Source organism: Microcoleus sp. BM001215392 (genome assembly GCF_036700185.1).
Lineage (GTDB): Bacteria > Cyanobacteriota > Cyanobacteriia > Cyanobacteriales > Microcoleaceae > Microcoleus.
On record NZ_JAUBOJ010000278.1, the window covers coordinates 1 to 10,271 of the forward strand.

8 protein-coding genes are annotated in these 10,271 nt (G+C 47.2%); all 8 read left to right on the top strand.

The genetic code is table 11. The features are described from left to right. Window positions 1-1,322: 1,322 nt before the first annotated feature. Window positions 1,323-1,469 carry a 4a-hydroxytetrahydrobiopterin dehydratase gene (locus tag QT974_RS24145; RefSeq protein ID WP_333470952.1) on the top strand — a complete coding sequence of 49 codons (147 nt, stop codon included), beginning with the start codon at window positions 1,323-1,325 and terminating at the stop codon, window positions 1,467-1,469. A 160-nt stretch (window positions 1,470-1,629) separates the two neighbouring features. Beyond that, window positions 1,630-3,276, top strand: coding sequence for an HD domain-containing phosphohydrolase (locus QT974_RS24150; RefSeq protein ID WP_333470953.1), 1,647 nt, complete (start codon window positions 1,630-1,632; stop codon window positions 3,274-3,276). A gap of 305 nt (window positions 3,277-3,581) precedes the next feature. Further along, the gene (locus QT974_RS24155; RefSeq protein ID WP_333470954.1) at window positions 3,582-5,789 is read left to right on the top strand and encodes an iron uptake porin; all 2,208 of its coding nucleotides are present in this window, start codon (window positions 3,582-3,584) and stop codon (window positions 5,787-5,789) included. A gap of 922 nt (window positions 5,790-6,711) precedes the next feature. Further along, entirely contained in the window at window positions 6,712-6,975 is a 264-nt protein-coding gene (locus QT974_RS24160; protein ID WP_333470955.1) for a hypothetical protein, read from the top strand. A 19-nt stretch (window positions 6,976-6,994) separates the two neighbouring features. Beyond that, window positions 6,995-7,435 (top strand): Rrf2 family transcriptional regulator, encoded by a 441-nt coding sequence (locus QT974_RS24165; protein WP_333470956.1) that lies wholly within the window; start codon window positions 6,995-6,997, stop codon window positions 7,433-7,435. A 56-nt stretch (window positions 7,436-7,491) separates the two neighbouring features. Beyond that, window positions 7,492-8,454, top strand: coding sequence for a cysteine synthase A (gene cysK, locus QT974_RS24170; RefSeq protein WP_333470957.1), 963 nt, complete (start codon window positions 7,492-7,494; stop codon window positions 8,452-8,454). Between the two features lie 132 nt (window positions 8,455-8,586). Beyond that, the gene (locus QT974_RS24175; RefSeq protein ID WP_333470958.1) at window positions 8,587-8,856 is read left to right on the top strand and encodes a hypothetical protein; all 270 of its coding nucleotides are present in this window, start codon (window positions 8,587-8,589) and stop codon (window positions 8,854-8,856) included. A 543-nt stretch (window positions 8,857-9,399) separates the two neighbouring features. After that, a complete protein-coding gene (locus QT974_RS24180) occupies window positions 9,400-10,080 on the top strand; it encodes a J domain-containing protein (RefSeq protein WP_333470959.1) in 681 nt (226 codons plus the stop codon). Window positions 10,081-10,271 lie beyond the last annotated feature (191 nt).

The window sequence follows — 10,271 nt, forward strand, 5'->3', positions numbered from 1 at the left end:
ACCAACCCCACGAAAACTTCATCTTCCCAGAAGAAGTTCTGCCTCGCGGTAACGCTCTCTAATCAGCGATAGTTATCAAAAAATAAAACATTTTCAAAGGGTAAGATAAAGCAATTTAGGCTTTACCCTTAATGTTTAAAAAGCTCCTGCCGCTAGGTGGGAGCTTTTTGTTGGATTAAAAGTCTTGTTACGCCATGCTATAAAAAATAAAAGCGACATAGAGGTAAAAACAATGGGAAAACCAAGAACCGCAGCAGCATTAAAAATTGCGGTGGAAATTCCCGAAAAGCGTGAGGCTGCTCAAATGGCGCAAAAACTCGTTACTGCTAAGTAACGGATCTTAACAGACAAACCAGTAAAATCCTCTGAAAATTGCTTTAATTCCCATAACCGTTGAGATTTTAAGGGGTATAAGGATGCTGCCAGATGCCTAACTCAAGATTCAAATTCTGGCTTTGATGAATCTGGCGGACTTTCGCCTTATTCTAGGAACTCGCCGCCAAAGTGGCAAATTCCTATCTAAGAAATTGAGCAGCAGGGCACATTTGCGGCTTTACACCTGCCCGAGAGAAAAAGCAATTGGTTCAAAAGCTCGTAAGCGTTGCCCTCGAAGAGGATCGGTCTGGATGAGTGCGCCATCTAAAACCTTGCTGCTGTAGTAATTTGCCCCGATCTTGCAAAAATGTCAATTTGTATCTCCCCACTTCCAATTCCTTGTGTTATTCTAATAATTGTGATTGCTGAAACGAGACTCAGAACGCAGGTTCTTTCAGTTACGCTGGCAAGGGCTAGCGCACAAATCCTCACACCAAATCTTGTGTTTGGGTGAGGTGCGTTCAAATATAAAGCCATTTAGCTAATCCTGGAGGTGATGCCCATGATAGACAGTAGTAAATGCATGGGTCATCAGATTGGAAACTACCGGCTGTGCGCCGGGGCCGCTCACTAGCAGTCAGCCGTTGTTTCAAACTAGAAACAACTTCCACGGGGAACCAGGCTGAGCTAGGGATTCTCCCGGCAGTCAGGTTCTAATCTGAAGACCCGCTAGACCGCTCTCACCTCGAATAGTGTTAAATCTTGAGTGTTAAAACTTGAGCCTCAACACTATTGGTGAGAGCGGATAGTTTTTGGTAGGATTTTTAGCTGCTGTGCTGTGGCTCTGCCAAAGATACGATCAAAAAAAATTATGGCTGACGTACTTAACAATACAGAAATTAAAAGCGCGCCCGTAAATTGTCCGACCCGATGGTGGAAATTCAGCAACTGCGGTGCAGGCTCAAATCTAAATATTTTATCGAAGCCCTCGCTCGCTTGCGAACAACTTGGTCGAAGGCTCAGAAGCCACCAGACATCACCCAGACAGAGAAATTTTCTATAACAAATTTAAAGTTAACTTGACCGAAAGCGACGCTGGAGGCTTAACTGAGAAAGACTTGGCGCTCGCCCAAGAGATTTCTGCGCTAGATTAAAAGAGTTCTCGTTTGCCCAACAGGAGCCGCTGCATCTAGCGACAGTCCCCGATCGCGGAAAGCTCGCAAATAAAAAATCGACTCTGGGTTAGAATCGGGTGTGAAAAAGTCGAGATGCAAAAAGTCCAATGTATAAAAGGCTATTCGCCATCCTCCGACCATGATCGTATTTGAAAAGCCAGAGTTCAAGAACGAGTCTGCTGAAAGAACGGATTTGATAGAAAAGCTTTTGGATATTGGCGCGGCTCTGTCAAGCGCCCCAGATTTGGGCGGGTTGTTAAACTTAATTTTATCCAAAAGCAGGGAAATTACTTACAGCGATGCGGGCAGCGTTTACTTAGTAGATCACAGCGACGAGAAATCTAAATTGCTGTTCAAGGTAGCCCAAAATGCTTCTAAACCGAGATTGTCGTTTAAGGAGTTTGCGCTGCCGCTGACAGACAAAAGTTTGGCGGGATACGTGGCAATTACAGGTCAAAGTTTGAACTTGTCTGATGCCTACGACTTGCCCGCCGACGTGCCCTACCAGCTAGATGCCAGTTTTGACAGGGATATTAATTACCGCACTTGCTCGGTAATGGTACTGCCAATGCAAAACCGACAGGGCGAGACAATCGGCGTACTGCAACTGATCAACCGCAAAACAAAGGCAGATGCGGTGCTGACTGCTGAGAATGCCTGGGAATCGACCCAGGAATATTCTTCTTGGGAAGAGAGAATAGTGCGATCGCTGGCTTCTCAAGCAGCAATCTCGATCGAACGCAATCAACTTCAAGAAAGCATAGAACATTTGTTCGAGGGCTTCGTCAAAGCCTCAGTCCAAGTGATAGAAGCCAGAGACCCCTGTACCTACGGCCATTCTGAACGCGTAGCAGCCCTGACAGTACGTTTGTCAGAAGAAGTAAACGCCGTCAGCAGCGGGTGGCTGCGCTCAGTTTACTTTAACAACCGCCAAATTCAAGAAATTCGCTACGCGGCGCTGTTGCACGATTTTGGGAAAATCGGAGTGCCAGAAGCAGTTTTGACCAAGCAGAAAAAGCTCTACCCCGCACAGCTAGAAATCATCCGCCACCGCTTCGGGTTGGCTCAGCGGACGATGGAAATGGAATGCGTCCAAGCTAAATATAAATACTTGCTAGAGCATTCAGCCTACCGAAAACACCCGGAGGAAGGCGCTGAGTGCGCTCAATGCCAAGAAATCGAACAGCTAGACACTAAGCTAGCAGATACCAAAACCAGATTGGCAGAATACTGGGAAGTGCTGCTAGAAGCAAACGAACCTCATATCTTGGCAGAAGAACCCCTAGCTCAACTGCGAGAACTTTCTCGGCAAACTTACAGAGACATAGACGGGGCAATTAAACCGCTGCTGAACCCAGAAGAGATCGTGCAATTGATGGTGTCTAGGGGCAACCTGACCCCGGAAGAACGATCGGCAATCGAATCCCACGTAACTCACACTTACGAATTTCTCAGCCAAATTCCGTGGACAAAGGATCTAAAAAATGTTCCCCAAATAGCCTACGGACACCATGAAAAACTCGACGGCAGCGGCTATCCGCGAGGTCTGAAACACTCAGAAATCCCCATTCAAGCGCAATTGATGACGATCGCCGATATTTACGACGCTCTGACAGCAGGCGATCGCCCCTACAAGCGAGCTCTACGCACAGAGGCAGCGATGAAAATTCTCCGGCAAGAAGCAGCTCACCACAAAATCAACGCCGATTTATTAGAACTGTTCGATCACCGCCGAGTCTTTAGCGTCCTCGGACACGGTTTGGATGTCAAAGTCGAATCAGCCTAGACGACTCGAAGCTGCTGTGCTAGAACGTAAATAGTCGATCGGGCGCGATCTGAAGTGTCTGAGGTAAAATCAACAGTCTCATCAACCTGCACTCTGAGTATTGAAAGGTGCTGAGGCGGCCGATAGCCTGGTAAAAACAGCCTGTGTGGGGCAGCAAATTACATCCATACACTCAGTCAGCCCGAAAGAATCAAAAGAAAAAGCAAATTTTAGGTCTTTTTTTACAGTATGCTGGTTTAGCAACTACTGACCACATAGAAGACTAGAAAAGTTTCTCTGTAATCGGTGTGAGGATGAGAGTGAATATGTCGAAATTTTTGTGGAGTTACCTACTAATCAGCCCAGCAGTCTTAGGAGCTACCCTAGTAGTTTCTTCGAGCGCGATGGCAGCAGACGCTCAGCAAGCCGCTGATGCGCTTAAGCCTCAAGCTGCCCAAGCTGAAACAGGTCAAACATCCGAAGCCAAAGTCAATGCTCTAGCTGCTGTGGACGAAACTACCACAGCATTCAAGCCAGTCGAAGAAATTTCCCAAGGAACAGGCAGCGAAACCAAGCCAGCGATTGCAGATTCCAGCAAGGCTGCAACGGGCAGCGCGATCGCCACAGCCAACACAGCCCCCGCAGCGACAAATCCCGAAGCTGCATCACAACCTGCAACTGAATCCTTAGCAGCAGTTGAGCAAACAGTCGCTCAACCACTAGAAAATTCAGCCGCAGCCAAACTAGAAAATCCAGCCCCGGCAGCTACGGCTGTCGAGGAGCAAATCAGTGCAGTTCAATTAGAAACAACTGCCCCGACAGCAGCAGAGCCGGCACAACAAAGTTTGCCCAAACAGGCTGAATCTTTAGCCCAAACTGCCGCGCCAGCAGCTCAAACAAACCCAGCCGCTACATTAGAACAGCTCAACCAGTACAGCAGCGAAGGTACTGCCGGCGGCGAAGCTCAAGGTCAAGTTACCTCAGTATCTCAACTTTCCGACGTGCGGCCCACAGACTGGGCATTCCAAGCACTGCAATCCCTAGTCGAGCGCTACGGCTGTATTGCCGGATATCCTGACGGCACCTTCCGCGGCAACCGGGCAATGACCCGCTACGAATTTGCTGCCGGTTTAAACGCTTGCTTAGACAAAGTTAATGAGCTAATTAAAGCAGGTACGACCAACTTAGCGACCAAAGATGACTTGGCAGCCCTCCAACGGCTCCAAGAAGAATTTGCAGCGGAACTGGCAACCCTGCGCGGTCGTGTAGATGCTCTAGAAGCTCGCACATCCGAACTTGAAGCCAACCAATTCTCAACTACTACCAAGCTGACTGGAGAAGCAATTTTTGCCCTCAGCGACGACTTTGGTGGCAAGGATGGCTTGTTGGGGAGAGACAACTCCAGAATCGGCAGAGGTAACAATCAGACTGTATTCCAACAGCGGGTGCGTCTGAATTTAAATACGAGCTTCACCGGCAGAGACTTGTTGTTGACAAGGCTTCAAGTCGGCAACGGTCAAAAATTCAACCTTGGGGCTACCAGCGAAGGTACTCAAACTTGGAATGTAGTCGGCAGAACCGACAACGTTGTTGCTCTAGACACCTTGCTGTACAAGTTTCCCGTGAGTCGCAACCTGAACGTTACCCTGGCAGCTAACGCTGTCGTTTGGGACGACATTATTCCGACTGTCAACCCTTACTTTGAAGACTTTGACGGCGGTAACGGCTCTCTGAGTGCCTTCGGACAGCGCAACCCAGTTTATCGCTTGGGTGGCGGTGCGGGTATCGGTTTTGACTATGCCTTCGGCGGCAGGGGCTTGCTGGGCGGCGTCTTCGGCCCGACTTCTCTATCCTTCGGCTATTTGGCGTCAAATGCAGCCAGTCCCGCCAAGGGCGGAGGCTTGTTCAACGGCGACTACGCAGCGATGGGCCAGTTGACTTTTACCCCCGGACGCAACTTCCAATTTGCTGTCAACTACAACCACGGTTACTTTAACCGAGGTAACTTCGGGTTTGACAACGGTTTGGGTAACGGGGCTGGCAATCTAGGCGGTTTCACCGGTACGGGCGTGGCTAATTCGCTGAACGGCTTGAGCGAAGGCTTTGGCGGCGCCAACGGCTTCCGCGCTCGCAAAGTGGTCAGCAACTCCTACGGCGCTCAGGCTTCCTTGCGCCTGAGCTCGAGACTTATACTTGGCGGCTGGGCTGGTTTAACTAATGCTCGCATCCTCGGTATCGGCGATGCCAGAATTTGGAACTACGCTGCCACCTTGGCTTTACCCGATTTAGGCAAAGAAGGCAACTTGCTCGGCTTTGTTGTAGGTCGCGAGCCTTACTTGGATAAACTTGAGGCACCAGGCAATTTGCGGAACTTCAGAAATGACGAGTCGTGGCACGTTGAAGGCTTCTACAAGTACCAGCTCACGGATAACATTTCTCTGACTCCGGGCGTCATTTGGATTACTAACCCCAATCAAAACGATGGCAACGACGACATCATTATTGGTACTCTGAGAACAACTTTTACGTTCTAAGAGCTGGTTAGACCGGGCAGGGCGGGTGATACCCTCTCTGCTGTGCTGACTTACCGAATTTTAGCCCTGCCTCAGGTAGGGCTTTTTTGTGCGCGGTAGGAATTTAAAATTTCTGTATTTTGTGAAACTCGATTAAGTTCAGTGGAAAACCGGAGTATAATAAAAAGTTAGGAGTTATGATTGTTAACTCAACATGGAGGAGGATTTTTAATGCCTGACTTGGGAGCAATACTCGTTGGCTTCAATTACTTTCTTGAACTAATCTAAATCTATGGGCTGCCCAGTTGAGGCGGAAACTCTGACCCGGGCATTTGAATTAATTGGAGTATATCAGTATGTTTGCCCTCAAACGATCGCCCAAATGAAATCAAAGGGCAGAGACCTCGATCGCTAAACGCGCCGGATTTAAATTAGTTGTGTTGCAGGTGGGCATCGCCTTCGGAGCCAAAAGCGATCGAATCAAGAAAGTTTTGACCGATCGCGTCAAGAAACAACGCCGATTTGTCAGCATCAATGAATTGTCTCCCAGGGTATATCAAAACCCTGTAATTGATTTAAAAGATGCGTTATGCAGATATCGTTCGTTCTGGCAAATGTAGCCGTCAAAACGCAAATTTACACGCATATAAGTCACCTGCACCCAGGAAAATATTGTGTTTGTAAAGACTTTTTGAACAACCTAAAACCATCTAGCGAATAAATTCAAAATTGTTAACATTGAAGGCTCGAATGTGTTGGGATGACGATCGATAACTGTAAACTTTTGCCGTAAAATTGACAATTAGTAAATACAGTTGCATTCCCAGAGTTAGCAAGTCAAAATATTCTGAAAAAAAGATACGGGGATTGCTTCGTTCCGGCGCACGACTATCTCTAAAGGGAGCATATTCAAGTATAAGTGCAAAATCTATGAAAGATAAGAGTGCTAGTTAATCAATGGTTTGCCAGTCCTAAAACTTCTTGTAACTGCTGTCAAAAACAAGATATGCTACTTAATGTCAGAATTGGCGATCGCCCAGCAAGACAGCAAGTCGAGGCTCGGGGACTCCAGGCCAGTATTGCTATTTTCAACTGGGAAGCCCCGACAGCCAGAAGGATAGCCAATTGTTGGCGCAGCGCTGTGGGCGAACATCAATTAGCTCTCTTCCTTCCTTTGAATAACTTTTGCCAAGCAGTTGAGAATTAGGGTATCTGAAGCAAATATTATGGTAGAACTCTCCTGTAAAAGCGAATACGCAATCTTAGCTTTGCTGGAGCTTGCCGATGGCTACGACGAAGGCGAGCCTCTGCAAATTCGCCAGATAGCGGCTCAGCAAAATATTCCCGATCGATATTTAGAACAGTTGCTGGCTACCATGAGACGCTGCGGGTTGATTCGCAGCCAGCGGGGAGCTAAGGGCGGTTACCTGTTGGCGCGGGAACCCTGGAAAATAACACTGCTAGATATTCTCAACTGTCTCGAAGGCTCTGAGTTCGATCGCTCCGAAAAAGACTCGCCTGCTCAAACTGTAGAAAGTGCTGTGATTTGGGAAGTTTGGCAAGAAGCTCGATCGGCAGCCAACTCCGTTTTGCAAAAATATACGCTACAGGATTTGCGCGAAAAACGCAATGGCAGGCGGCAGCTCGATATTATGTATTACATCTAGTTAGTATTGGCAACTAGGAATTAAGATTTACTTTCAACAACCAACTGACAAAAATTATGCGCATTGCTGGCGACATTACAGAATTGGTGGGGCACACACCCCTGGTACAACTCAACCGCATTCCCCAAGCCGAAGGTTGCTTGGCTCGGATTGTAGTCAAACTCGAAGGCATGAATCCGGCTGCATCGGTGAAAGATCGCATCGGTGTCAATATGGTGCATCAAGCCGAGAAAGAAGGGCTGATTACTCCGGGTAAAACAGTTTTAGTCGAACCGACTTCTGGAAATACCGGAATTGCTCTAGCAATGGTGGCGGCTGCTAAGGGCTACCAGTTGATTTTGACAATGCCGGATACAATGAGCACCGAACGCCGATCGATGCTACGGGCTTACGGAGCTCAACTCGAACTGACTCCCGGCATTGAGGGGATGAGCGGCTGCATCCGCCGCGCTCAAGAGATTGTAGACAAAACTCCGAATGCTTATATGTTGCAGCAGTTTCGGAATCCATCGAACCCAGAGGTGCACCGTTTAACAACGGCTGAGGAAATTTGGGCAGATACCGACGGCGAAGTTGATTTCTTGATTGCTGGAGTCGGCACTGGCGGCACGATTACGGGTGTTGCAGAGGTGATTAAGTCCCGCAAACCCGAGTTTAAGGCGATCGCGGTGGAACCGGCAAACTCTCAGGTACTCTCAGGCGGCAAGCCAGGGCCTCACAAAATTCAAGGTATCGGTGCTGGTTTTATCCCGCCGGTGTTGAATGTCAATGCGATCGACGAAGTGATAATTGTTACGGATGACGAGGCGATCGCCTACGGGCGCCGTTTAGCCCGAGAAGAAGGACTTTTGTCTGGGATTTCTAGCGGTGCGGCGCTGTGTGCAGCCTTGAAAGTGGGCAAGCGTCCCGAAAATGCAGGCAAATTGATTGTGATGATTCAGCCGAGTTTCGGCGAACGTTATCTGAGCACTCCCTTGTTCCAAGATCCTGAACTCAATTTGGCCGTGGCTGTCAACTAAACTAGGCTCTGGCTCAGTCGCAGAAACTGACCGCAGGGCGTACAGGCTACGCCCTGCATGGGTTTCGCTCGCAGTTGACAGCTTGAGTATGGCAATTAAACCGTCGATTAGTAACGGGTCTACTTTTTATTCATGACGTTATTTACGTCCGAGGCCAGTGTGGCGGTTGCTGTAGATTGTCGATCGCGATCGAGCAACCGCCCGTCAGGTGAGGCTTCTCCCATTGCACAAACCCCGAAAGTTACGCGCGTGCGAAGCTATCCCGTAGGGAATCGTCCGCGATTTGGTAAAGAAAACTCAGAACATCCTGCTGCTGTGCGAGTCGGTCAAACTTTCTGCGGGTATTGGCGTGCAAGTAAGGTTATAAATGCAATTAACGGGACGGATAAGACAGAACTTTAAGACTATAGCTAAATACACAAATCCCTAGACATCACACAAAAAATATCCTATAATCCAAGCATGGAACTTTACATTTATTTTAACCTAAACACGGTTTCTGAAGCTACAAAATAAAAATTACCAAAGATTAAAAATTCCGAACTAGCCTGAAAAATATTTGAATGTGAATAGATATTGCTAGCGGAGTAATTCAACAAATGCCAGCTATATGACAATTATAAAAATGTAAAAGTAATCGCTTTCAATTCAATGTTGCTTTACTTTTAAACATTACTTGACTCCGAGCATTTTTTTCAACATACTTAAATCAACGCTTCCGACTTCTGCTACATAAATCCCTCATGTGGCTCGGCTTGCTACTTCAAAAGCATCAATGTTTTTCTCAAACAGTTTTTCTCAAAAAGATTTATGATACTCTGAAAACAGAGGTTTTTTACCTAAAAAATTGGCATTCATATCAGATAAATACATAGTATTAGCAAATAATGATATTTTTGTCAAGCCGTTTTTTGCAGAGTATCCAGATTTCAAGGAAATAACAGCGTGTCTTCCGTTATCAACCACTACAAAACCCTAAAAATTAGCCCAACCGCAACCCAAGCCGAGATTAAACAAGCATACCGCCGTTTAGTCAAATTATTTCATCCAGACAGCCAGAGTGCGACGGCGGGTCACGAAGAGATTATCCGCCTCAATGCAGCCTATGAAATATTAGGAGACGCACAGCAAAGACAATCTTACGATCGCCAAATTTCCCAGCCCAGCGAAGAGCAATCACCCTGGACAGCAAGCGTCAGCCGCCAGCAACAACAAGCCGCACGGGATGCCGACGAACAAATGGAACAGTGGCTGATTAAAGTATACAAGCCAGTCAATCGAATGCTCAACAGCATTTTGAAGCCGCTGAAAAAGGAAATAAACGAATTGTCAGCAGATCCCTTCGATGACGAACTGATAGAAAAGTTTCAAGCTTATATCGAAAGCAGCCGCGAGTTTCTTTCAAAAGCTCAGAACTTTCTAAGGGCGATGCCAAATCCATCTAATGTAGCTGGAGTGGCGGCCCATCTCTACTACTGCATCAATCAAGTGAGCGACGGGATAGAAGAATTGCATTTATTTACCCTCAATTATGACGATCGCCACTTGCACACAGGTCAAGAACTCTTTAGAATTGCCGCTAGACTCCGGCGGGAAGCACAGGATGAATTAAAAGTTAGAAGTTAGCGAATAAGTTATTCGTTATTTGTAGTAGTCTGTAGGGTGCGTCGCTCTTCGATATTGGATATAACTTGCTGAAATACGGGTGGCGATGCACCCTACACGAAAGTTCAGATTGTCTGTATCACATATATATGGAATATACTAGACTTGAATTGCATAAGTCTTCGATCGATACAGAAACCGCAGATGTCAGA